At 70.9% G+C, this 22,361-nt stretch carries 15 protein-coding genes and 1 pseudogene; 5 read left to right on the top strand and 11 right to left on the bottom strand.

What is annotated here, in order from left to right; genetic code table 11:
* Window positions 1-371: 371 nt before the first annotated feature.
* From FLL47_RS24430 to FLL47_RS24460, 7 genes are all read right to left on the bottom strand, one after another.
* Window positions 372-4,160 (bottom strand): non-ribosomal peptide synthetase, encoded by a 3,789-nt coding sequence (locus tag FLL47_RS24430; RefSeq protein ID WP_144122890.1) that lies wholly within the window; start codon window positions 4,158-4,160, stop codon window positions 372-374.
* On the bottom strand, window positions 4,157-9,151 hold the full coding sequence (locus FLL47_RS24435) for a non-ribosomal peptide synthetase (protein ID WP_186315890.1): 4,995 nt from the start codon (window positions 9,149-9,151) through the stop codon (window positions 4,157-4,159). The genes FLL47_RS24430 and FLL47_RS24435 overlap by 4 nt, the downstream gene beginning before the upstream one ends.
* A 68-nt stretch (window positions 9,152-9,219) precedes the next feature.
* Entirely contained in the window at window positions 9,220-11,013 is a 1,794-nt protein-coding gene (locus FLL47_RS24440) for an ABC transporter ATP-binding protein (protein WP_144122892.1), read from the bottom strand.
* The gene (locus FLL47_RS24445; protein WP_144122893.1) at window positions 11,010-12,845 is read right to left on the bottom strand and encodes an ABC transporter ATP-binding protein; all 1,836 of its coding nucleotides are present in this window, start codon (window positions 12,843-12,845) and stop codon (window positions 11,010-11,012) included. Before FLL47_RS24445 ends, FLL47_RS24440 begins: the two co-directional genes overlap by 4 nt.
* A 73-nt stretch (window positions 12,846-12,918) precedes the next feature.
* On the bottom strand, window positions 12,919-13,146 hold the full coding sequence (locus FLL47_RS24450; protein WP_144122894.1) for an MbtH family protein: 228 nt from the start codon (window positions 13,144-13,146) through the stop codon (window positions 12,919-12,921).
* The gene (locus FLL47_RS24455) at window positions 13,143-14,942 is read right to left on the bottom strand and encodes a SidA/IucD/PvdA family monooxygenase (RefSeq protein WP_144122895.1); all 1,800 of its coding nucleotides are present in this window, start codon (window positions 14,940-14,942) and stop codon (window positions 13,143-13,145) included. Before FLL47_RS24455 ends, FLL47_RS24450 begins: the two co-directional genes overlap by 4 nt.
* A 34-nt stretch (window positions 14,943-14,976) precedes the next feature.
* Window positions 14,977-15,951, bottom strand: coding sequence for a fatty acid desaturase family protein (locus FLL47_RS24460; protein WP_144122896.1), 975 nt, complete (start codon window positions 15,949-15,951; stop codon window positions 14,977-14,979).
* Between the two features lie 163 nt (window positions 15,952-16,114).
* Between FLL47_RS24460 and FLL47_RS24465 the strand changes: the two genes are divergently transcribed.
* Together FLL47_RS24465 and FLL47_RS24470 are read left to right on the top strand one after the other, a co-directional pair.
* A complete protein-coding gene (locus FLL47_RS24465; protein ID WP_222106178.1) occupies window positions 16,115-18,490 on the top strand; it encodes an iron-containing redox enzyme family protein in 2,376 nt (791 codons plus the stop codon).
* An 11-nt stretch (window positions 18,491-18,501) separates the two neighbouring features.
* Entirely contained in the window at window positions 18,502-18,846 is a 345-nt protein-coding gene (locus FLL47_RS24470) for a carbamoyltransferase N-terminal domain-containing protein (protein ID WP_222106179.1), read from the top strand.
* A gap of 280 nt (window positions 18,847-19,126) precedes the next feature.
* Here the strand turns inward: FLL47_RS24470 and FLL47_RS24475 are convergent, their stop codons facing one another.
* Window positions 19,127-19,492: a VOC family protein gene (locus FLL47_RS24475; RefSeq protein ID WP_144122897.1), complete on the bottom strand. Its 366-nt coding sequence runs from the start codon at window positions 19,490-19,492 to the stop codon at window positions 19,127-19,129.
* Between the two features lie 284 nt (window positions 19,493-19,776).
* Between FLL47_RS24475 and FLL47_RS24480 the strand changes: the two genes are divergently transcribed.
* Together FLL47_RS24480 and FLL47_RS44200 are read left to right on the top strand one after the other, a co-directional pair.
* Complete coding sequence (locus FLL47_RS24480; protein ID WP_144122898.1) at window positions 19,777-20,244, top strand: nuclear transport factor 2 family protein; 468 nt, start codon at window positions 19,777-19,779, stop codon at window positions 20,242-20,244.
* Window positions 20,245-20,369: 125 nt separating this feature from the next.
* Window positions 20,370-20,654, top strand: coding sequence for a GNAT family N-acetyltransferase (locus tag FLL47_RS44200; RefSeq protein ID WP_246158531.1), 285 nt, complete (start codon window positions 20,370-20,372; stop codon window positions 20,652-20,654).
* Between the two features lie 104 nt (window positions 20,655-20,758).
* Here the strand turns inward: FLL47_RS44200 and FLL47_RS43100 are convergent, their stop codons facing one another.
* Complete coding sequence (locus FLL47_RS43100; RefSeq protein WP_186315891.1) at window positions 20,759-20,926, bottom strand: hypothetical protein; 168 nt, start codon at window positions 20,924-20,926, stop codon at window positions 20,759-20,761.
* A 35-nt stretch (window positions 20,927-20,961) separates the two neighbouring features.
* On the opposite strand from FLL47_RS43100, the gene FLL47_RS24490 reads away from it, so the two are divergent.
* Window positions 20,962-21,312 carry a helix-turn-helix domain-containing protein gene (locus FLL47_RS24490; protein ID WP_144122899.1) on the top strand — a complete coding sequence of 117 codons (351 nt, stop codon included), beginning with the start codon at window positions 20,962-20,964 and terminating at the stop codon, window positions 21,310-21,312.
* Window positions 21,313-21,466: 154 nt separating this feature from the next.
* Here the strand turns inward: FLL47_RS24490 and FLL47_RS24495 are convergent, their stop codons facing one another.
* Both FLL47_RS24495 and FLL47_RS44205 read right to left on the bottom strand, forming a co-directional pair.
* Window positions 21,467-22,117, bottom strand: coding sequence for a 4'-phosphopantetheinyl transferase family protein (locus FLL47_RS24495; RefSeq protein WP_144122900.1), 651 nt, complete (start codon window positions 22,115-22,117; stop codon window positions 21,467-21,469).
* Window positions 22,114-22,224: pseudogene (locus FLL47_RS44205) on the bottom strand (metallophosphoesterase); the annotation flags it as partial. The pseudogene FLL47_RS44205 and the gene FLL47_RS24495, both read right to left, overlap by 4 nt.
* Window positions 22,225-22,361: the final 137 nt, after the last annotated feature.

Genomic DNA, 22,361 nt, shown 5'->3' on the forward strand with positions numbered 1-22,361 from the left:
GACGCAACGCCGGCACGTGCGTTGGCCGAACGGTCCGGAAGCGGCGGTGATCGAGCGTCGCAACCTTCGGCTCGCGGATCCGCTCGACCAGCGCGATCACGCTTGCGTCGACCGCCCCGAGGCTGAGGTCGGCGTAGGAGCGCTGCAGGTCTCGGCACCGGTCAGCCGCTTGTGGCACCAGCAGTCGAGTTCGGCCATGACCAATTCGGGAACGAACAGCACGGGGCTTACGTCCCCGGCGCAAGTCGGCGGCGAACTTGATGACTGCCTCGGCCAGGACGAAGGTCAGCGGGACGCCGCGTCGCTCGGCCTCGGCCTCCAGGGGGCCAGGTCCTCGCGTGGAGCGGCCCGGCCACACGGCCGGGCCGCGCTCAGATTTCCTCGTAGCCCATCCGCCGGGCGATCGCGGCGCTGATCGCCGCCGCTAGTTGGTCGGCGTGCTCCTGGTCGAAGAGGCTCAGGTGGTTTCCCTTGATCTCGACGGTCGTCACCTCGGCGGCGAGGGCGGACCAGCCGCGGTCGCCGTCCATGTAGCCGGCCGGGAACGGCGGCGCGTCGGCGGGCAGCGGGTCGCTCGCGCGCAGGAGGTCCACCTCGGCCGGGTAGTACTCCGGCCGGTAGTCGAGGAACGCCGCGCGGTTGCGTTCGACGGTCTCGGCCAGCTCGGCCTGCGTCGCCGGGGTGGCGTCGGCCCCCTCCAGGCGCAGCACGTCCAGCGCCAGGACCGAAGCCCGGACCTGGGCCGCGTCCGCCGCCGCGGACATGAACGCGGGCGGCGCCCAGGTGTCCAGCAGCAGGGTCGCGGCGACCCGCTCGTTGCGATGCAGCCAGCGGCGGGCCATCTCCAGCGCCACGGCGCCGCCCATCGACCAGCCGGCGACCACGACCGGGGCGACGCCGCGTACCGCGTCGACCTCGTCCACGTAGCGGGCCGCGATCTCCTCGATCGACGCCGGCGGACCGTCCGGCGGCGACTGAAGCGCGTACACCGCGAACTCCCGCCCGAGCCGCTTGGCCACCTGGTAGAACGGCAGCACCGAACCGCTCGCGGCGTGCACGAAGACCACCAGCGGCGCGCCCGGGTGCTCGACCAGGCTCACCAGCGCGTCCACGCCCGCTGCAGGTCGCATCGCGCCCAGCGTCGCCGCCAGCGCGCGGACCGTCGGGCCGGTGAACACGTCCAGGACGCTCGGCTTCAGCCCGAACTCGCTCGCGCATTCCTCGATCAGCTTGAAGACCAGCAGCGAGTGGCCACCCATGTTGAAGAAGCTCTCGGTGACCGAGACCGAGTCCCGGCGCAGGACCCGACAGAAAATCCCGGCCAGCCGCGCCTCCATCTCGGTCTCGGGTGCGTCGGTGCGGTCAGCTTCCGTGTCGCGGTCCCGGAGGTCGAGCAGCGCGGCCACGTCGATCTCGCCGCTGCCCCTCCGGGGGATCTCCTCCACTACCGTGACGGTTGCCGGCATCAGGTACTCCGGCAGCCGCGCGGCGGCGCCATCGACGAGTCTTCTCCCGGACAGCTCACGTTCCCCGTCCGGCACCACGAAGGCGGCGAGGCCGCCGTCCGGCGCCGCGGTCACGACGGCGCGCCGCACGCCGTCCTGGTCGGTGAAGGCCGCCTCGATCTCGGCCGACTCGACGCGCAGGCCGTGGATACGGACCTGCCGGTCGATCGGGCCAAGGTGCTCCAGCACGCCGTCCTCCCGGTGCCGGCAGAGCTCGCCGGTGCGGAACATGCGGGCGCCGGGGGCAGCGAACGGGTCGGCCACGAACCGGTGCGCGGTCAGCGCCGGCCGCTGGTGGTATCCGCGGGCGAGGCCGATCTCGCCGCCGACGTAGAGCTCGCCGACCACGCCGATCGGCACCGGCGCCAGCGCCTCGTCCAGCACGTAGAGGGCGCGGTGGCCGGCCGGCCGGCCCTGGTCGGTGACCCGTCCGGTCTCGGCCGGCCCGTAGCCGGCGACGAGGTCGCCCGGGAACCCGGCCACGTCCGGCACCATCGACGGCACGACCGACAGCGTCGTGACGCCGTACGCCTCCACATAGTCCGCCAGCCGCCGCGGGTCCCGGTGCACCGCTGGCGGCGCCAACGCGACCGTCGCACCCTGCGACAGCGGCCAGAAGCAGTCCTCGGGCGTCGCCAGGAGCGCCACGTCGCCGGCACCGAGGGGATGGTCGTGCTGAAGTTGCGCCAGCTCGGCCAGCGCCCCCTCGACCGGGTAGGCGATCGCGGCCGGCCGGTCGGTGGCGTGCGCCGTGTAGCGCAGGCACAGCAGGTCGTACCCGGTTGCCTCGACCGGCAGGTCGTCGGCGGGCGCCCCGGCCCACCGGCCGGACTCCGCAAACGAGTGCACCTGCCACGGTCCTGCCGGCACGCGGCCCGCCGTCGACCCGTCAATGATCACCGCAGCCGGGGCGGCACCGTCCAGCATCGCCCCGAGCCGGCCCTCCTCCGGATCGAGCGTTACGTACGGGGCGCCGACCTTAGCCGCGGCAAGCAGCGCGACCGTCTGGTCGACCCCAGGGGAAAGGCACAGCGCCACGACGTTTCCCGGACCGACCCCGGTGTCGCGCAGGAACCACGCCAGCCGGTTGGCCCGGGCGTTCAACTCGGCGTAGCTGAACTGGCCCTCGGCACCGCACACCGCGATCGCGTCCGGGGCGCGCCGGACCTGCTCCTCGAACGGCTGCGCCAGCGTGCAGTACGCGACGTCCGGCCGGACGTCCCGGTTGAGCCCGTGCAGCACGCGCTCTCGCTCTGCCTGCGACAGCAGCGGCAGCTCGAACGCTCGCGCGTCCGGCCGCTCGGCGGCCGCGGCCAGCAGATGCTCGAAAACACCTGCGTATCGGAGCGCGGTCCCCCGGTCGAACAGGTCGCCCGAGTACAACATGATGCCGTCGAGCGCGTCGCCGTCCGGGTGCAGGATCAGGGCCAGGTCTACCGGCATGGCGTTCGTGTTCAGCGCCACACTCTTCTCGGCCGCCCGGCCCGAGCCGCCGACCGGCTGCAGCAGCGTGACGATGGTCTGGAACACCTGGTGCACCCCGGACAGCCGGGGCAACCCCAGTTCGGCCACCACCCGGGCGTACGGTACGGCCTGATGGTCGTGGGCCTCCAGGAATGCCTCGTGCACCCGGCGGACGACCTCGCGGAACGTCGGGTCGCCGGACAAGTCGGTGCGCATCGGCACCGTCCGCACGAAGCAGCCCACCATCGACTCGGCGACCTCTTGGTCCCGGCCGGCCAGCGGGACGCCGACGAGGATGTCCTGCTGCCCCGCCATCCGGGCCAGGAACAGCTTGTACGCGGCGAGGACGACAACGAACACGGTGACCCCGTCGTCTGCCGCCAGCCGCTGCAGCCGAGTCAGCAACGAACCGGGAATCGTGACCGGCACGGTGGATGCGGCGCGGCTGGCTCGGGCCGGCCGGGGATGGTCCCTCGGCAGGTCCAGCACCGGCAGATGACCGGTCAGATTGTGGGTCCAGTAGGCCAAATCGCGCTGGACCCTCGCCTCGTCGGTGTTCTCGCGTTCCCAGGCCACGTAGTCGAGGAAGCCGACCGCCGGGGGCGGGTCGAGTGTCCGGCCGGCGAGCAACGCGTTCAACTCCCGGACGACCTGCTCCCGGGAGAGTCCGTCGGCGACCAGGTGGTGGAAGTTGGTCGCCAGCATGGTGCGCTCGCCGGGCAACGCGAATCCGATGATCGTGAAGAAGCACGGCTCGTCGAGCGGGATCGGACGCTGGGCGGCCCGGTTGCTGATCTCGATGGCGCGCGCCGCCGCCTCGTCCGCCGGCAGGTGCCGCAGGTCGTGCCAGGTCACCGGCGGCTCGATGAGGCCGCAGTCCTGCTGCATCGGGACACCGTCGCGCTCGAACATCCGCACTCGCAGGATGTCGTGCCGGGCCATCACCTCCGCCGTGGCGGCGCGCAGTGTCGATTGGTCCAGCGCCCGCTCCATGACCTGCAGGTCCGGAATGCTGTACTCGCTGCTGTCCGGGTACTGCCGGCAGGAGAACCAGATCCCCGCCTGCGACGGGTTGAGCGGAACGGCGGTCCCCGGCGGCACCGGGGTGATGCGCGGCACGGCGACCGCGGTGGCCCGCTCGCGCAGCAACTTCATGAGCAGCCGCTGCTTGTTCGCGTCCAACGTGGTCATCGGCTGACCCCTCCCGTATCGCCGAGCGGCTCGGCGTCGTCGTCGGACATCGTGGCCACCTCGGCGGCCAGCGCCGTCTCCACGTACCCGGCCACGCCGGCGATCGTCGGTGCGTCGAAGAACTGCCGGACGGTGATCGATGTCCCGAACCGGGTCTTGATTCGGTGTAACATCTGCAGGGCCGACAGTGAGGTGCCGCCGACCGAGAAGAAGTTCTGGTTGCGTCCGACCTGGTTGACCTGCAGCAGGTCGCACCACACCTCGGCGACCTCCGCCTCGATCACCGAGGTGACCTCCGAGACACCGGTCCGGGCCTCCCGGTCCCGGATGGTGGGAACGGGCAGCGCCTGCCGGTCCACCTTGCCGGACGGGGTCAGCGGCAGGGCATCCAGCTTCACGTACACCGCCGGCAGCAGATACTGGGACAGGTACCCGGCCAGATACTCGGCGACCTCGGGGATGAAGGCGTCCGGCCCGACCACATAGGCCACGATCTCCTTGACGCCGGGCTCGTCCTCCCGGATCGCCACCACCGCCCGCTCGACCGCCGGGTGGCTGTCCAGCACCGCCTCGATCTCGCCGGGCTCCACCCGTACGCCCCTGACCTTGGCCTGGTTGTCCGCCCGGCCGGCGTAGTGCAGCACGCCGTCGTCGTCGGAGCTGGCGAGGTCACCGGTGCGGTACAGCCGCTCCCCCGGCACCACCGGGCAGGGGTGCGGCAGGAACCGTTGCGCCGTCAGCTCCGGCTGTCCGAGGTAGCCGCGGGCCAGGCCGTCCACGCCGGCGACGTACAGCTCGCCGACCACGCCCGGCGGGATCGGCCGGAGCGCTTCGTCCAGCACGTACAGCCGGTAGCCGTTGACCGCCCGGCCCATCGGGACGCCGCCGCCGGCCGGCCAGGCGCGCCCGGTCCAGAGCGCGACCTCCGAGGTCTCCGTCTGCCCGTACGCGTTGTGCAGGTCGAGATCGAAGTGGGCGGCGAACCGCTCCAGTAGCGCCGCCGGCACCGCCTCGCCGGAGGTCTGCACGCAGCCGAGGTCCGGGTACTTGGTGGCCGGAACGGTGGCCAGGTACATGTCCAGCATCGACGGTACGAAGTGGGCCAGCACCGTGCCCGGCTCGGCGAGCAGCTCGGCCAGGTACGGCACGTCCGTCTCCGAGCCCGCCTCGGCCAGCTCGACGGTGGCGCCGGCGCCGAGCGTCGCGAAGATCTCCCAGATCGCGACGTCGAAGATCAACGGCGTCTTGTGCACGACTCGCCGGCCGGGCTCGAGCTCGTACCGCCGGGCGATCCACTCCACCCGGGACGCCGCGCAGCCGTGGTCGATGACGACGCCCTTGGGCCGGCCCGTGGACCCGGACGTGTAGTAGACGAAGGCCGTGTTCCGCGGGTGGATCCGACGGTGCCTCCGGTCCGGCGCGGCCGCGTCGACGATCGGCGCGGCCGTGTCGACGATCGGCGCGGCCGTGTCGACGATCGGCGTGGCCGTGTCGACGATCGGCAGGCCCTCCAGGCCGGCCGGCGGCGGCCCCGCGGCGATCACCGCCGCCATCTTGCAGTCGGCGGCTATCCAGCGCAGGCGTTCGGCCGGGTAGCCGGCATCCAGCGGTACGAAGCCGGCACCCGCGCGGAGTACCCCGAGAAGCGCCGCGATCGACTCCACCGAGCGCGGGACGCACACCCCGACCAGGGACTCCGGCCCGATGCCAGCGGCCGCCAGCGCGGTCGCCACCGCCTCGGCGCGAGCGTCCAGGTCGGCGTAGCTGACCGAGCTCGTCCACGCCTGCACGGCCACCGCGTCCGGGTCTCGGGCCAGCGCGGCATGGAAACCATCGTGCAGCAGCGTCCGGGCGGCGCCGCGGTCCTCGTGGCCGGCGTTGATCGCGGCCAGCTGGGCGGTGGCCGAGGCGGCCGGCAAGAGCGGCAGCTCGGCCAGCTGGGCCGCCGGGTCCGCCAGTGCCGATGCGAGGAGCGTCAGCAAGGCTTCCTGCCAGCGGCCGGCGGACGGGCGGTCAAACCGGCGGGTGGCGTACTCCACCTCGCCGACCAGCGTCCCGTCGTCCAGCCGCATCGTGCAGGTCAGCGCGACCTTGGCGGTACCGGAGTGGATCTGCTGCTCGGTGATCTGAAGGCCGTCGATCTCGCCGCCGCCGTCCATCGGGGTGGACTCGAGGACGAACATGGTCTGGAAGACGGGGTTGTCGGCCCCGCCGGGGGAACGACCGCCGACCATCTCCACGAACGGCAGGTCCTGCCGGGACAGCGCCTCGGCCAGCGCCGCGTCGGTGCGCTCCACCAGGTCCCGGAAGCGCATGCCGGGGGTGAATCGCATCCGCAGCGGCACGGTGTTGACCAGGTAGCCGATCAGGTCCTCGGTACCGGGCCGGACCCGGCCGGCCATCGGGACCCCGACCACCACGTCGTCGGCGCCGCCGGTCATCCGGTGCAGCGTGCCGAGGAAGCCGGCCAGCAACACGCCGAACGGAGTAGATCCATAAGCGCGGGCCACCCGCTCCACCGCGGCCAGGCCGACGCCGGCGAGGTCGAGCGGTATCGAGAACCCGGCCTGCCCCTCCGCCCCGGTCGGCCGACCGGGTTCCAGCACCGGCGCGTCGCCGTCGAGCTGCTCCACCCAGTACCGCCGCTGCCCGGCCGCCTCCTCCGAGCCCAGCCAGCGCTCCTGCCAGGCCACATAGTCGGCGAACCGCACGGACGGCGAAGGCAGCGGGCGGTCCTGGTACAGCGCGGCGAACTCTCGCCAGAACACTCCCAGCGACCATGCGTCAAAGACGCTGTGGTGCACATTGAGCAACCACAGGTGCTGCTCGTCGTCGACCCGGTAGCAGCAGGACCGCACCAGCGGTCCGGCGGACAGGTCGAACGGCCGGGCCGCCTCGGCCTCGGCCAGGCGCGCCGCGGCCGCCCGGTCGGCGACGGATCTCACCTCGGTACGGACCGGCTCTGGCGGCTGGAGCCGGGACCAGACGCGGCCGTCCCGTTCCGCGAGGGTGGTCCGCAACGCCTCGTGCCGCTCCACCAGCGCGGTGAGCGCGGCATCCATCCGCTCGATATCGAGCGGTCCGGAAATCCAGTATCCGAGGGGTACGGCGTAGGTCGCGACACCCTGCTGCAGCCGGTCCAGGTACCACAGCGCTGCCTGGCCGCGCGAGGCCGGCCGCCATTCGTCGTGCTCGCCGGACGCCGCGACGACTCCGCCGCCGGTGTCTCGCCGGCTGGTCCCCTTGACCAGCGCGGCGAGGGCGGTCACGGTTGGGGCGGAGCGCAGCTCGTTGAACGATAGAGCCGCACCGGTGGCCCGGGCGATGCCGCTGAGCAGTTGCAGACCGCGCAGGGAGTCGCCGCCGGCCGCGAAGAAGTCCTCGTCGGCGCCGGCCGGCCGGCCCAGCACGTCGGCGACGAGTCGCGCGACGACGCCTTCCACACCGGAGGACATGGCCGCGTCTTCCACGGCGGGGTCGGCGGGTGGTGGTGGCGGCAGCTCGGACGGCAGGACTTTTCGGTTCAGCGGGGATCGCGGGATCCGGTCCAGCCAGACGATGGTCCGCGGGAGCATGACGGCGGGCAGCCGGTCGGCCAGTTCGGCGCGGAGCGCTGCGTCCGCGGCCGGCGTGTGTTCCCCCTCGACGTAGGCGATCAGCCGGGCGCCGGAAACCGGGTCGTCGGCCGCGACCACGACGGCGTCGCGTACGCCGGCGCAGGCCCGCACCGCGTTCTCCACCTGGCCGGGCTCGACCCGGAACCCGCGAATCTTGACCTGGCGGTCGGACCGGCCGAGGAACTGCAGGTTCCCGTCCGGCATCCGGTTGGCCCGGTCACCGGTCCGGTACATCCGGGCGCCGGGCGGCCCGAACGGGTCCGGCCAGAACCGGTCGGCGGTGGTGGACGGCGCACCCAGATAGCCGCGGGCCAGCCCGAAGCCGGCGATCCACACGTCCCCGGGTTCCCCGTCGGCCACCGGCGCCAGCTCGTCGTCGAGCAGGTGCACGGTCACCCCGGGCAGTGGTCGGCCGATCGGCACGAGTCCGACGTCCGGCAGGTTCGCCGGGTCCGGCCGGTAGGTGGTGCAGCTGATCGTGGTCTCGGTGGGCCCGTAGTCGGCGACGAAGTCCACGGGCCGCGAGCCGACCGCCTCCATCCAGAGGGCGAGCCGGTCCATCCGCAGCTTGTCCCCGCCGACGAACACGGTACGCAGGCTGTCGGGCAGCGACACGATCCCGGCGACGAGGTCGTCCGCCCACTGGTGCCAGTAGTTGCTCGGGAGGCTCACCATGGTCGCCCCGCGGGCCTTCATCACGTCGGTCAGCTCGACGCTCGTCGGCCGGGGCGTGTCCGGCAGCACGACCGCGGCGCCGGCCAGCCATGCCGGCAGCACCTCCTCCAGCGAGGCGTCGATGTGCATCGAGGTGAACTGCAGGAACCGGTCGGACGACCGTAGGCCCAGCTCCGCCTGGATCGCAGCGGCGTGTTCGGCCAGGCTGGCATGCGAGACCCCGACGGCCTTCGGCCGGCCGGTCGAGCCGGAGGTGAAGGCGCAGTACGCGAGATTGCCGGGCCACAGCGCCGGCCGGGCACCAGTCGGGTCCGGTTCGGCCGAGCCGGCCGGTTCGGCCATGAGGTCGGCCAGGTCGACCACCGAGAACCCGGCACCGTCGAACGTTCTCTCCGGTCCACCGCGGATCACCAGCTCCACCTCGGCGTCGGCAAGCATCCCCGCCACCAGCCCGGCGGGCAGCGCGGCGTCCAGAGGAACGTAGACGCCACCGGCCTTCCACACCGCGAGCAATGTCACCAGCCAGCGGGCGGACTGTTCGACGGCGACCCCGACCCGGACCTCCGGCCGCACACCGCGCACAGCGAGCCGGTCGGCCAGCTCGCCGGCCCGCTCGTCGAGCTGGCGGAAGCTCAGGACACCGTCACCGGACATGATCGCCGGCGCGTCCGGGGTGCGCGCCGCCTGGGCTTCGATCAACTGATGTACGCAGAGATCGGACATCGATCGCCTACCTCTTTCCGTGCTGTAGAGATGAAGCGTTCGGGTCAGGCGACCGTGCCGGCGGCCGTGGATCGCCGCCAGCTGTCGTACAAGCCGGTGTAGACACCGCCCGCCGCGAGCAGCTCGTCGTGCCGGCCGCGTTCCACCAGCCGGCCGCCGTCGAGCACGATCACCTCGTCGGCCCGTTCGGCGGTGGCCAGCCGGTGCGCGACGGTCAACGACGTGCGGCCCGCGGTGAGCCGGCGCAACGCCTCGATGAGCGTCAGCTCGATCTGCGGGTCCACGGCCGAGGTCGCCTCGTCGAGGATCAGGCAGGCCGGGTCGGCCAGGTGCGCGCGGGCCAGCGCGACCAGCTGCCGCTCGCCCGCGGACAGGCTCTCGCCGCGCTGCCCGACCGGGGTGTCCAGGCCGCTCGGCAGGCCGGCGAGGAACGCTTCCGCACCCAGATCGTGGAAGGCCCGCTCGACGTCGGCACGGGTGGCGGACGGTCGCCCGTACCGGACGTTCTCCTCGACCGTGGTGTCGAAAAGGAACGGTTCCTGCGGCACGACCACCACGCGCGAGCGCAGCGACTCGGTCGCGATCTCCCGTGTGTCCACGCCGCCGATCAGGATCTGGCCGCGGTCCGGGTCGGCCAGCCGGGCGATCAGCTTCGTCAGCGTCGTCTTGCCCGATCCGGTGGCGCCGACCAGCGCGACCTGGCGACCGGCCGGCACTTCGAACGACACGTCGGTCAGGGCCGTGCCGGCGTTCGGGTAGCTGAAGGTGACATTCCGTACGACCACCTCCGGCGGGCTGGCCGGCAGCTGCCGGCCGTCGACCGGCTCGGTGACGTCCTCGACGATGTCCAGCAGTGCCAGCACCCGTCGCCAGCCGGCCGCGGCAGTCTGCGCGAAGTCGATGACCTGAGTGAACTGCCCCACCGGCCCCATGAACAGGGTCACCAGCAGGAGGAACGCGACCAGCTCGCCGGCGGTGTGCCCGGTCGACGGGCCGATCGCCAGGCCCACCGCGACGACGCCGACCGCCACGATCGCGGCGAACAGCTCGGAGAGGGAGAACAGCACGCTGCCCAGATGGCCGGCGCGAGCCTTCGTGTCCCGCCAGCGGCGGATGGTCGCCGTGGTCCGCCGCAGGCTCGGCTCCGAGATGCCGTAGGCGCGGATGACGGCCGTACCCTGGATCGTCTCCGAGGTCACCGTGAGCACATCGGCGACCCGGCCCCGGACCGCGGAGTGCGTGGGCCCGAGGCGCCGGGTCAGCACGTTGATGAGGACGACCATCGGCAGGATCAGCGCAACCGTGACCAGTGTCAGCCAGACGTCGTAGTACAGCATGCCGACGAGGGCAGCCAGCATAGCGGCGCCGTTCACCACCCAGGCGATGCCGCCCCACTGCAGGAACTGGCCGAGGGTCCCGACGTCGGAGGTCACCCGGGACACCAGCTTCCCGCGCGTCTCGGCCGAGTGGTACGCCACGCTGAGCCGGTGTACGTGGCCGAAGGCGCGGACCCGCAGCCCGCACAGTGCGCGCTCGCTGGCAACCGCAAGGCGCAGCAGGCTCACCCAGTTGACCAGGGCGGTACCCAGCACCGCCACCCCCGCCAGCGCGCCCAGGCGAACCAGTTGACCGACGTCGATGCGCCCGTTGCTGAGTCCCCGGTCGAGGAGCTGCTGGACGAGGACCGGTACGGCCAGCCGGCCGAACCCGCCGACCAGTGCGAGGACGATCGTCAGGGCCAGGCCGTCGCGGATCTCCGGGATGGCGGCGAGGCCGCGCCGAAGCACCGCGGGCGTCGACCCGGAAATACCGTCGGGATCGATCACGAACGCACTCATGCCGCTACCTGCTCTCGCTCGAATCCCCGGATCAGCCGGTCGTAGTCGTCGATCCGGAGCAGGTCCCCATGGGCGCCGACACCGGCCACGCGGCCGCTGTCGAGGTACACGACCGCGTCGGCCCCGGCCAGCGTCGCGGCGCTGGTGGTGACGACGATCGTGGTGGTGGACGGCAGGCTGGTGGCCAGCCCGCTCATGATCTCCTGCTGGGTGGTCGCGTCCACCGCGGACGTGGCTTCGTCCAGCAGCAGCACCCGGGGCTGACGGACCAGGGCCCGGGCCAGCGCGAGGCGTTGTCGTTCGCCGCCGGACAGCCTCACCCCACGCTCGCCGACCCGAGTCGCCAGCCCGTCCGGCTGGCGCTCGACGATGGCGGTGGCCCGGGCGAGGCGGAGCGCCTCGTCCAGCCGCTCCCGGTCGGCGTCCGCGGGTGCTTCCGACGGGGTGCGGTCGAAGTCGAGCCGGACGTTCTGGGCCAGCGTGCCGGCGAACAGGAACGGCTCCTGGAAGACCGCCGCACAGGCCGCCGCCCGGTCGGCTGCGGCGACCCGGTACAGGTCGACCCCGTTCAGTAGCACCGTGCCGCCGGTCGGGGGCAGCAGGCCGGCCAGCGCCAGCAGCAGCGTGCTCTTACCCGACCCGGTACTCCCGGTGATCGCGACGGTCGCGCCGGCCGGGACGTCGAAGCTCACATCCGAAAGGACCACCGGGCCGTCCGGGTAGGCGAAGCCGAGACCGCGGACGCTGAGGCCGAGCGGACCCGTCGGCAGCGGTTGCGGATCCACCACGGCCGGCGGAGGCGTCTCGCCGAGCACCTTCTGCACCCGGCCGTACCCCGCCAGCACGTGCGGCACGTGGGCCAGCACGTTGCCGATAACGCTGAGCGGCACCGCCAGCAGGGCAAACAGGCTGACGAAGCTGACCAGCTGGCCGACCGTGATCGCGCCGCTGTTCACCCGCCATGCCCCGATCACCAGGATGATCAGCGACGTGGCGGCCGGGATCAGGTCGAACAGCTCGTTCATCAGCCATTCCCGACCGGCCAGCTTGATGTTCGCATCGCGGAGACGGGCCGATTCGGCGTCGAACCTGTCCCGCTCTTCGCGGTCCCGGCCGAGCGTCTTCACCAGGAACGCGCCGTCGAAACTCTCATGGGCGACCGCGGTCACCCGCCCCATCCGCTCCTGGGCCTCCACGGCGAGCTTTTCGACCCGTTTCTGATACACGGAGTTGACCAGCAGCAGCGCCGGGATCGAGGCACCGCCGACCACTGCCAGGATCGGGTCCACCGCCAGCATCCAGCCGGCGGTGACCAGGAACATCAGGAACATGCCGAGTACCTGCGGCACTCGGGCCGGCAGGTCCGCGGCCGTCTCCGGGTCGCTGGTCACGTGCGCCAGCTTCTCGCCGGTCGGGTGGGCCCGATGGTAGGCGATCGGCAACGCGTCGTACCGCTCGACCACGGCCTCCCGCAGGGTGGCATCGAACCGGGCCCGGGTCGAGGCGGCAGTCCATCGCAGGATCAGCGCCGCCGTGCCCTTGACCACGCCGATCGCGAGCACGACCAGGACCACGGCGACGGCGGTGCCGGTGGCCACCTGGCCGCCCTCGAACCTCGGTATCACCACGCGGTTGACCAGCTCGCCGAGCGCGACGGACCAGACGGTCAGTCCCGCTCCGTACAGCATCGCGGCGACCAGCCCCCAGCTCATTGGACCCGGATGGGCGCGGAAGGCGGCGAGCAGCAACGTGCACGACCGGCGCAGGACGTTGGGCCGTGCGGCTGGCTTCTGATCCACTAACGCCACTTCCTCATCATTCGCTGTCGTCATTGCTGCTCAGCAGTACGAGTGGAGACCGACGGGGAGGTAGGAGCTGGCTGGAGACCCGGTCGCGTACTCTGGCTCAGCCACTGTGCGTCCTCTGCTCCTCAGCGGAGGCGCTCATGGCGGCCCGCAGGCTGGCCGGGCGCATGTCCGTCCACAACTCGCCGATGCGCGCCAGACAGTCATCCCGGGACGCCGGCTCGCCGACCTGCTCCCACCCGGCCGGTACCGGCCGACCCGACCGCCAGATCGAGTACTGCTCCTCGTCGTTGCGAACGATCACGTACATCTCGTCGGCGTCGGTCATGACTGCCTCTCGCTCTCGCTCTCGGCCGCACGCGGCTCCGATGACAGGGGGAACCGGCCGGAAAGGGCCTCGATCTCGATCTCGATCCGGACCGAACCGTCGGCGCGTGCGGCCGGCCCGGAATCCGCCGGGTCGACGCGAGCCAGGTGCCCCACAAGTCGGTCCCGGTCGGTCACCACCCGGGCGCATCCGCGAACCTCGATCAACATCGAGTCCCCGGCTTGCGGCTCGCCGGGCGGTGCCCCGTCCGGCTGGAATATCGCCAGCACCTTGCCGCCGTCCAGCAGCGGCAGCTGCGGATCGGTCCGGTCGAGCACCCCGAACAGGACGCCGTTGCGACCGCGGTCGCGATCCAGCACCAGCGGCAGCCGGGTCGCGACCGGGAACTCCCCCGCACCGGCGCTCACCAGCGTTCCGGAGCCGCATCGCTCGATCAGCGCCAGCAGCGTCGCGGCGGCCGGGCCGGCGTCGTGCCCCGCCGGCGGGAACGCGCGGGCCAGCGAACCACCGTCCTTGGCGATGGCTGTGATGATCTGCTTGGACCGGAAGGGCAGCAGCGACAACAGCGTGTCGCCGAGCCCGTGCGTCGCCTCGGCGAAGCCCTGCACGTACAGGCCGCAGGTCAGCTCGTCGGTCGTGCGCACGCGGTGTTCACGGGAAACCGCCAGTCGGCCGTCGGCGTCGGTGTCCAGGTAGGGAAGGACGTCGCGGTACATCCCCGAGTCCAGTTCGCGCCGGTACCCGGTGGCCAGCACCAGGCCGTCAACTCGGAGCACGCGGGCCTCGCCGCCGAAGCGGGCGTCGACCCCGATCCGGATGCCCGTGCCGTCGGCCCCGGCCTCCGCCCCGGTCAGCCGGGAGCCGTCGTGCACCACGAGGCGGGTGCGGCCGCGGACCTCGTCGGCGTAGACCAGCCGGTACAGCTCGTCGAGAAAACTCGCCTCCACCACGCCGTAGTTGGTGGTTCGCAGGCCGGCGTAGTAGTCGCGCCGGTTCGCCTCGTTGCGGGAGTGGAAGTCGGCGGCGTTGGCCTCGAAGAACTGCTCGTTCGCGAACGGGTTGTTGTCGGTGGCACGCAGCGAGTACCCCGGCAGGATCAGGTGCACGCGGGCGTTGCGGTACCGATCCAGCAGGTAGTGGGTGATCTCGCCGGCGCTTTGCCCGTCGCCGGCGACCGCGAACTCCCACTCGCGGTCGCGGTCGGTGAACGTCTCGGGGACCGTTGGCAGGAACGCGCTGGAGTGCACCACGGTCGGGCCGAGCGTCACCGCCTCCGGCACGCGGGGTACGCCGCCGAGCGCGTGCACGATGTTGCGGGCGTGGTACTCGACGACGCCGCCGGTCGCGGTGTCGGTCGCGGTCACCCGGAACAGCGACAGCGTGCCGTCGTCGTCGCGGACCGCGGTCACCGCGCGGACCGCGGAGCGGTAGCGCACCATGCCGGCGAACTGTGCGGCGACCCACCTCAGGTAGTCCTGGAACTCCAGCCGGGTCGGCCGGAACTCGGCGAGGTTCACGAACCTCTCCAGCCGCCCCTTGGCCTTCTCGTACTGGAGGAAGGTGAATGGGCTGGCCAGGTTCCGCAGGGACACCAGGTCCTTGAGGAAGGAGATCTGCATCCGGGCGCCGTCGATGAGCATGCCCTCGTGCCAGCGCGTGTCGCCGGAGCGCTCCAGGAACAGGCAGCGGCGATCCGGCGCGATCTCCTGGGCAGCGATCGCGAGTGCGATGTTCGACGGTCCGAAGCCCAGCCCGATCACGTCGTACGGGTCATCCGGCGTGCCGAGATTCCGCACTACCGCTCCCCTCCTCGGCGTCTGCCCGGCTGGTTCATTGGGTGGCTCGGGTCGCTGAGGAGCGTTGGGCGATGCGACCAATGCGACCGGTGTCCAGGAAGCCGACCACGGGCGGCACCGTGGACACGACACGACCGGCCTCGTCGAGCCGCTCCTGATACTGCGCCGCGACCTCGGGAAGCCGGGTCCAGTGCGTCGTGGGGCGCAGATGGTGCTCCTGGTGGTGCCCGTCGTTGAAGGTCAGCCGGTTGTACAGCCGGCTGTAGTAGCTCACGGAGTTCGCGTACCGGCTCTCCGGATCCGCCCCGAAGTGCCGGTAGTAGTTCTGGACGTTGACCCAGGTAAACGCGGCCGCTACCGCCGGCAGGTAGCACAGCAGCAGCCACTGCCACGAGAGGACGGCGAGCAGCACGATGAAACTCACGTGTGCCAAGCGGTCGTAGCGGATCTGGGCGAGCTCGACCGCGCGCCGGTCCGGGTGCCGGGCGGCCCACCCTCGCAGCGTGGTCTCCGCCGGGCCGACGCCGCACAACCGGCGCAAGGACGCCCAGGTGCCCACGAAGTCCCGGGCCGAGGCGGCGAGGCTGAAGACCAGGTACCGCCAGAGCGGGGCGTGGTCGTCGTCCCGGCTGTATCGGTAAGTGGAGCTGAGGTCGGCGGTGACCCCGTCGCGCTTGCGGTCGTTGTTGTACCGGTGGTGGTTGCGGACGTGACTCAACTGGTACGCCTGTACCGACTGCGCGATGTTCGCCGAGTTCATCAACGACACGAGCGCGTTCAGCCGGTCGTCGGTGAACCAGGGCTGGTGCACGAACATGTGGTTAACGATGAGCACCGAGTAGGTCATTATGGCGGTGACCAGGATCGCCGAGCCGAGCCGCGGCCACAGCCCGTCCGGCGTCAGCACGGCCAGCGCGATCGTCCCTGCGAACTGCACGATGCAAATCCCGAGCAGGATGGCGTCGGCCGGGCTGTTGCGCCATATCCGTCCGGGCTCGCGGTCGATCATCTCACCGTCACCTTTCCCGAGTCCTCTTCGACGAAGCCCGGGCACGCCTGTCGGCTGACCTCGGCGGGCCCGATCCGTGAGGCGGTTCGACCCGGGTGAATGCCACTCGTCGCTCGTGAACACTGACCGACCGTACGCAGCTCCGGCTGCCCAGCGCAGTCACGTGAACCGGCGACGCGGCGCCCGGCCCGCTTCGCGGACCAGGGGCGCGGGGCGGGGGGCTGTTTTACGGGACACGGTCCCCCACTGGCCCGGCGTTAGGTTTCTTGGCAGGAGGTTCGGCCGGCTTCTTGCCGCAATGCCGTGCACCATTCCCCGCTGTGCGAGGGAGGTGGCTCGCGGTGGCCCTTCTGCGTGCGATTGCCAGGTTTTCGACGTAGGAAGAGGAAGAAGCACGATGCGTCCATCTACCGGATGTTCTGATCAGGCGGTAGACGACCCGACGACGCTGCCGATCCAGACGGTGTTCGCCCGCGCGTGTGACCCCGAGAGCACGCCACTGCCCGACGCTCTGCGGGCCGCGATCGTTGCGGAGTTGGACCGCGGCTGCGCCGACGATCGCGGTTCGCGGGTCCCGCTGGCCGACCTCGGGCCGTCGGTCGCCGCCTGGGCCGCCACGCAACGCTCGCGCTTCGAGGCACTCTTCGCCGCGGCGGAACGCGAGGGCCGCGCCGACGTGCTCGTCCGCCGGGCGGTCCTCGCGTGTGCCCCCTTGGCCTCGCTGTCCGGCGCCTGGCTGCAGTGGATGAGCGAGCCGGGCAACGCCGAGGAAGCGGTCACCATGTGGGTGCTCTCCCTGTTCGCGGGCGACGTCGGCGCCGGGCATCCGCGGGCGTCCCGAGGCAGCGTCTACCTCTCTCTCATGCAACACCTCCGGGTGGCCGTGCATGCGCATCCGGCGAGCCAACTGGCGCAGGACCGCCGAATCGCCGACCAGTCCTTCTACCTACCGGCCGTCGCGTTGACGATGAGCCGGCGCCCGGACGCATACCGGGGCGAGATCATCGGTCTTGACCTTTGCCTGCGTGAGGTCGGCCTGCTCCCGCCGCTCGACGGTGTTCAGACCCGGCTTCCGCACGCGATCGGATGGGACGCGCTGGATCCGAGCCGCGCGCGCACGCCGGACGGGCCGCCGGCGGTCGAGGATGCTCGGGCCGTGGCGGCCGCGTTCGTCGAATCAGCCGGTACGGCCGGTGCGACCGCGGTCGAGCGCGGCTTCGCCTGGGCGTTCGGCGCGCTGCGACGTTGGTGCGACGAGGTGGCCCAGGAGCTGGACGCCGCTCGCGACCCGGGTTTCGAGATGGCGGAGCTGGTGCGGTCCCGGGCTAGGGAGGCGTCCGTCTATCACGACCGGTTCAGCGTGCAGGGCCGGCCGCTGCAGGAGTGGCTCTCCGAGGCGCGCACCGACCCGATCCCGTTCCTGACCGCGCTGGCGAACAGTCGCCTCATCCGGCCGGGCAGGTCCGAGGCCAGCCGCCTGACCGGCGAGCTCGTGTCGGACAAGGGCCGGATGTTCCGGATATTCCCGGACAACGAACTGGACACGATCAAGCGATGGATCGACGCGCTGCCCGCGGATCCCGCACAGCGGGCAGGGTGGCGACCGCCCGCCCATCAGCCCCGGCGGATCATGCTCCGCCCGGCCTCGGAAAGCGCCCACGACGACGGCGACGCTCCCGCGGACATCCGGCAGGCATACCTCCGTCTGTTGCGGCGCACGATCACACCGGCGACCAGCCGGTATGCGCTGCGATACGTGGAAGAGCGGCTCGCCAGGTCCGGCCAGGGCATGGAGTCGTCCGCCCAGTCGCTGCCGGACGAGCACCCGGTGGACGGTCTGCGGTCTTGGCTGCTCGACCAGCACGACCTCCACAACATGGAGTTCCACAACGGCCTGGGCGATCCCTTGCCGGACCGCGCCGACTTGATCGACTCGAGCGTGCAACTGGCGCCGCTCACCCTGATCGACGGTGCCTGGCTGACCGGCCACACCGACTATCAGCTCGCCTCCTCCGAGCGCGGGCACTTCCTGTTCGACACCTACTGGGACGAGCTCGGCAACGGCGACCTGAGCCTGAACCATCCGCTGATCTACCGTGCCGTGTTGCGGGAGATGGGCATCGACCTCCCACCGACTCGCTCGCCGGAGTTCGCGACCTGGTCCGGGTTCCGGGACCAGTCGTTCGATACGCCGGTCTACTGGCTGGCGATCGGCCGGTTTCCGCGCACGTTCGAGCCGGAGATTCTCGGCCTGAACCTGGCGATGGAGCTGTCAGGGGTCGGCGGCAACTATCGCCGCGGCCGGCAGTCGCTCAAGAAGCACGGCTTCAGTACCGCGTTCGTCGACATCCACAACACCATCGACAACGTCGCGACCGGCCACTCCGCCTGGGCGGCCGACGCCATCGACGGATACCTGGCCCAGCAGGCGCCGACGGCTAGCACGGACGCATGGGACCGGATCCGGGCCGGATACCGATCGCTGAACGCACCATCCGGACTCCTGGCACGCAAAGGGGCCAGCCGAGCCGAAACCTGAGGGACGGTCGCATGTCTGAGCTGGTCCTGGGCATCTCCGCCTATTATCACGACAGTGCGGCGGCGCTCGTCTGCGACGGCCGCCCCGTCGCGGCCGCACGGGAGGAGCGGTTCACCCGCCGCCGCCACGACTCGGCGTTCCCGGCCCGAGCGGTCGCGTACACGCTCAGCGAGGCCCGGTGCCACGCTCGCGGACGTATCGGCGATCGCCTACCAGGAGGACCCGGCGCTGAAGTTCCGCCGCGTCCTGGCGACATATCTGGGCGCCGTCCCGTTCGGACTGGCCACCTTCCGGGACACCCTGCCGGCTGGTGGACGACGCACCCGAACATCAGTGCCGACAAACGGGTGGGCTAGCGACCCGCTACGTCTCGCCGTCCGTCCGGGTCTACGAGCACATCAATCTCCTGGGGGGCCGGTTCCTCCCGCACCCAGCTCGCCCAGCGGCTGAAGGACGAAGCTGACGCGGGAGCCAGCTGTCGAGGTGCCGCGCCCTGAACTCGACGGCCGCCTCGATCATGCTAACCGCCGTCGGCTCGGGCCCACTCGTCTGTGTTGCCAAGAAGTTGACGCCAGGCCGAAGCGGTGCGGTGTCCCCGCAGAACGCTCCGCACCGCTTACCGATCCGTTGGCCGCCCTACGGCCAGGAGAGGCAGAAGGTGTGGCCGGCCGGATCCGCGTAGACCCGGAACCCCTTCCGTGCGGCCGGATCATCGACCGCCTTCAACAGCCGCCCGCCCAACTTGAGCGTCTTCTCGTGCGCGGCCTCGAGGTCCTCGAGGTAGAAGTCGAGGTGGACCTGCTGTGACGGTCCGCCGTCGGGCCACACGGGTGGCACATGATCGGGCACGAGCTGGACCGCCAGGTGCCAGTCGCCGTCGACCCAGACGTTGTGCCAGGCGTCCTTCGCCTCGACGGAGCCGTCCAGGAGTCCCGCCCAGAACGCGCTCTCTGCCTCGATATCGGCTGCCTCGAAAACGATCGTCCGACGCTTGAAATTCACAAGGCCACACCCTTTCCGGCTGATTTGTAGGTCCGCCTGATGTCGAAATCCGCCCGCTCATTCTGGCAGCTCCGGCGGCACCGTGACGGCCCCCGGTTCAGGTGACTGCGCCGGTCCGGCCGACGTTGCCTACGTTCAACCGGACGCTCGTGGAGGTGAATCGTGACTAGCACCAGCTACACCCCAGACTTGGTTTTCGAACGGCAGGTCGCTTCGGAGGCGCCGGGGGATTCCGCCGAGCCGCTGCCGGGCGGAACCGCCCACCGCACCCGACAGGAGCCCGCATGAGCACCACCGTTCAGCCACCCGACGAGCAGGTGACCACGGAGCTGCACGCCATCGAGCGACGCCGGCAACGAGCGCTCGTCGACGTGGATCTGGAGACACTCGATGACCTCTTCGACGACACGCTCGTGCACACCCACGCGCACGGCATCACCCACACCAAGACGCAGTTGCTGGAGCACACCGCCAACCGCCGGCCCTACCTCCGCATCACCCGCGGCGAGATCACCATCCGACTCATCGGCGACGTCGCGGTCATGACCGGCCCGCTCACCAACCTGCTACGAACACCCGACGGCGGTCAACGCACCCTCGCCGGCGTGGCCACCCAGGTCCTGCGCCGCGACAACCACCGCGGCTGGCGGTTCGTCACCTTCCAGATGACACCCTACAGCGAGCAGACCCGACCCGAGCTGTCCTCAGGGCCAACACCGCCGCCTGACCTTCATCTGTCCACATCGGATTAACGTCCGGTCGTCGCTGCAACCGATCAGCCCGATGGGCGATCTGCGGTAACCCCGGTCATGCAGCGTATCCCAGCTGGCGAAGTTCCGCCTGGCGGCTGGTCGCTCGGATCGCGGCAGATTCACACTTGACGGACGGCTTTGTCGGCAGCATCGCCAGCTTTGTCATCGAGGGCGACACCGAGGTCACGTACTGGATCGACAGATCCTTCTGGGGGCGGGGCATCGCCAGTCGGGCGCTCGGCCTGCTCCTGGAGTTGAATCCGGTGCGGCCGCTGTTCGCCCGCGTCGTGAGTGACAATATCGGATCGCTCAAGGTGCTGCAGAAAGGCAGGATTCGCCATCACAGGAACGGAGGTTTCGTTCGCCAACGGCCGGAGCGCGGAGATCGAGGAAACGATCCTCCGCCTTGACGAGCGCGCGGATACCGCGCCAGCCGATGTGCCGAGCGGAGGAAGGCCGACCTACTGATCGGCATGAGCGTGCAGCCTTGGTGGCATCGCCGACGCCTCAGCCGTCACGCACCGTTACTTAGCAAGGCAAGATCAGAATTTGGCGGCTGGTTACCGTTACCGCTGCCGAGCATGATGAGCACGCCAGTGACCAATCCCCGCTTGCGAATCCGGCCGGCCGGGTCGGCTGGGGCTTGGATGCCCGTCGCCGCGTCCTTCGTTGCGACGCTCATGTCACGAGTCTGGGCGGGGGGTCTCCATCCACAAAATGCATTGCTCGTCAAAGCCATACAATTCGGTTACGGATGTCCAGCTGCGCGCGCTCATCGCCGTGGCTGATGAGGGAACGTTCACCGACGCCGCCGTCGCGCTCGGGATCGCCCAGGCCGCATTCAGCTGGACGATCACCGCGCTCGAGGCCGAACTCGGTGTGCGGCTGCTCCGGCGTACGACCCGACTCGCCACGCTGACCAGCGTAGGAGCACGCGTGATCGACCGGGCCCGGCAAATCCTCCGCCCGGTGGCCGAGTGGCACGGGTCGTGGACGACTCATCGGCCGAGCGGCGGGCGGCGATCGCGGTGGTCCGCCGGGCGCGCTCCCGGACACGCACTCGGCTGACAAGTGGCTGAACATCGGCACGTGACCGGCTGGTCGTCGTGCGGGTCCACCCGGAGCGTGCTGCTCGACGGCCCTCATGGAAGGGCCGTCGGAACTCTTCGAGGGTTTCGCCGAGGACCTGCCCGCCTCGGGGGACTCGTGAGGCAGCGACGCGTCACTCCACCGTGACGGCGGTGAGAATCAAGCGGTCCGTCACCAGGAACCGGCCGGCGACGCCGGTCAGCGGAACTCCGCCGTCCATGCGCTCGCCTCGGGTCAGAAGGCGTGCCCGGAAGGTTCGGGCCGCCGGGTCGATGGTGAGGACCGCCTCCTCGAACCCAAGCCAGCGGCCGGTGAGCGGATACCACGCCTTGTACACCGATTCCTTGGCGCTAAACAGCACGCGGCCCCAGGGGATCGACGGGTAGGCCCCGGCCAGCTCGGCCAGCATGGCGGGCTCCCCTGCCGTGGTGACCTGGTCGGCGACGTCAGGGGGCAGCGGTCCGTTCGGTTCGGCGTCGATACCGATGGCGGCCAGTTTCGTGGTGATGGCCGCGGCCCGATAACCGACGCAGTGGGTGATCGCGCCCGCCACCCCGTGCGGCCACAGCGGCTCCCGACGCGGACCGGTCCCGATTGGCGCGGGCGAGAAGCCGAGCCGGCCGAGGGCCTCGCGGGCGCATCGACGCGCGGTGACGAACTCCTGGCGGCGAGCCGGCACGGAATTTGCCAGCAGCGCCTCCTCGCCCGGGAAAATCGGCTCGCCGGGAACGTCGCCGAAGGCCTCCACCGCGATCACGTCGGGCTCCAGCAGTTCCTCGATCATGCGTCCGCCCGGAAGATGCGGCGCATCGGCATCGGGGCCGCACCCCGCCGCTTCCACTCCCGAGGATAAACCAGGGAAACCTCCTCGAACCGGACACCCTCGTAGATCATCGTTATAGCTATGCAGAAGTATCCCGCTGAGCTGCGTGAACGCTCGGTGCGTTTGTATCGGGAGACCAGTCCGCAGCCCACGGTGGCGTGCGTGGCCCGCCGGTGGTTTGCCGGTGGCCCGCCTCTGGTGCTGG

This window comes from Catellatospora sichuanensis, from assembly GCF_007483665.1.
GTDB classification, from domain to species: domain Bacteria; phylum Actinomycetota; class Actinomycetes; order Mycobacteriales; family Micromonosporaceae; genus Catellatospora; species Catellatospora sichuanensis.

Excerpts from the sequence above, each read along its gene's own strand:
- FLL47_RS24430 (WP_144122890.1), bottom strand. The coding sequence starts at position 4,160 with ATGACCACGTTGGACGCGAACAAGCAGCGGCTGCTCATGAAGTTGCTG.
- FLL47_RS24440 (WP_144122892.1), bottom strand. The coding sequence starts at position 11,013 with ATGAGTGCGTTCGTGATCGATCCCGACGGTATTTCCGGGTCGACGCCC.
- FLL47_RS24445 (WP_144122893.1), bottom strand. The coding sequence starts at position 12,845 with ATGACGACAGCGAATGATGAGGAAGTGGCGTTAGTGGATCAGAAGCCA.
- FLL47_RS24450 (WP_144122894.1), bottom strand. The coding sequence starts at position 13,146 with ATGACCGACGCCGACGAGATGTACGTGATCGTTCGCAACGACGAGGAG.
- FLL47_RS24460 (WP_144122896.1), bottom strand. The coding sequence starts at position 15,951 with ATGATCGACCGCGAGCCCGGACGGATATGGCGCAACAGCCCGGCCGAC.
- FLL47_RS24470 (WP_222106179.1), top strand. The coding sequence starts at position 18,502 with ATGTCTGAGCTGGTCCTGGGCATCTCCGCCTATTATCACGACAGTGCG.
- FLL47_RS24480 (WP_144122898.1), top strand. The coding sequence starts at position 19,777 with ATGAGCACCACCGTTCAGCCACCCGACGAGCAGGTGACCACGGAGCTG.
- FLL47_RS43100 (WP_186315891.1), bottom strand. The coding sequence starts at position 20,926 with ATGAGCGTCGCAACGAAGGACGCGGCGACGGGCATCCAAGCCCCAGCC.
- FLL47_RS24490 (WP_144122899.1), top strand. The coding sequence starts at position 20,962 with ATGCATTGCTCGTCAAAGCCATACAATTCGGTTACGGATGTCCAGCTG.
- FLL47_RS24495 (WP_144122900.1), bottom strand. The coding sequence starts at position 22,117 with ATGATCGAGGAACTGCTGGAGCCCGACGTGATCGCGGTGGAGGCCTTC.